The sequence below is a fragment of the Sneathia sanguinegens genome (assembly GCF_001517935.1).
Lineage (GTDB): Bacteria > Fusobacteriota > Fusobacteriia > Fusobacteriales > Leptotrichiaceae > Sneathia > Sneathia sanguinegens.
The window spans coordinates 1-1,085 of the sequence record NZ_LOQF01000022.1; the positions used below are offsets into that span (position 1 = coordinate 1).

The following is a 1,085-nucleotide window of genomic DNA, read 5'->3' on the forward strand; positions in this document are numbered from 1 at the left end:
GTGAAATAATTGTGACATATAATGGTAATAATCTTCAATATTATGAAAATTATTATCACAATAGTGATATAGGAAAAACTTGGGATAGAATAAAGTTAATACATTATGATACTAAAAAGACTAGAACAATATATTCTAAAAAAGGATATCATGTGTATCCTGTATATTAAAAAAAGGAGAGATATATGTTAAAAGATGAATTATTAAAAAATATAGGTAAAACTATGAACATAAACACCAAAAGAAAAACAAAATATGATTTCAAAAATCTTAAATTAGTTGGAGTATATTATGATGAGGATTATCTTGAAACTTGGATAGCAAAATTTGATTTACGAACAGGTGGTTTAGAAATCGTAATAGATGGTATAGAATCAATAGAGATATTAGATTAGAGCAACTATAAAAGGTTGCTTTTTTTGTTAGTTAATTAGGGAGGGGGAAAATGATATTAAATAAAGACTTAATAAGGCAAATACTATTGTATGTTGAAGAGAATGGAAACGACAAAATGCCAGTATACAATATCGAAATAGATGGATATACAGATGAAGAAATTAGATATCATTTTAAACGATTACTAGAAGCAGATATCATTAAAGGAGAAGTTGTTGGACTTCAAGGTAATAAGATTAGATTTAATTGTTTAACTTGGTATGGTCATGAATATTTAGATAGTATAAGAGACAAAGGATTATGGGAGAAAGTAAAAAGAGATATAGAAGTTTATGGAATTAAAAGTGTGACTTTAGATATTATAAAAGCTTATGCAGAAAAAATAATTAAACAAAAATTAGGAATATAAAAAAATGTCTTTGTAAAGCTAGACATTAAAGAAGCTTTTTTTTAGTACATACAAATCATAAATAATACTAGAACTCACTAGAATAAAAAAGAAGAAAGGAATGATGAAAGTATGAAAGAAGAAATATTGAAGTTAGGAATTGAAGAAAAGGTAGTAGATGAATTACTAAAAATAATAGGTAAAAACATAGTTCCTAAAAATCAATTCAATGAAGTGAATGAGGTTAAAAAGCAACTGGCTATCAGATGGTTCAAACTTTAGTAGTATAATATGGAAAAAC

The 1,085-nt window shown here is 25.4% G+C and carries 3 protein-coding genes; all 3 read left to right on the top strand.

Annotation, left to right across the window (positions count from 1 at the left end):
• The first annotated feature begins 185 nt into the window (after positions 1–185).
• The 3 genes from AWT65_RS06225 to AWT65_RS06540 all read left to right on the top strand — a co-directional run bounded on the left by AWT65_RS06225 (position 186) and on the right by AWT65_RS06540 (position 1,066).
• A complete protein-coding gene (locus AWT65_RS06225) occupies positions 186–395 on the top strand; it encodes a hypothetical protein (RefSeq protein WP_066730169.1) in 210 nt (69 codons plus the stop codon).
• 50 nt (positions 396–445) lie between these two features.
• The gene (locus AWT65_RS06230; protein ID WP_066730170.1) at positions 446–805 is read left to right on the top strand and encodes a DUF2513 domain-containing protein; all 360 of its coding nucleotides are present in this window, start codon (positions 446–448) and stop codon (positions 803–805) included.
• A gap of 111 nt (positions 806–916) precedes the next feature.
• The gene (locus AWT65_RS06540) at positions 917–1,066 is read left to right on the top strand and encodes a hypothetical protein (RefSeq protein WP_157055070.1); all 150 of its coding nucleotides are present in this window, start codon (positions 917–919) and stop codon (positions 1,064–1,066) included.
• Positions 1,067–1,085 lie beyond the last annotated feature (19 nt).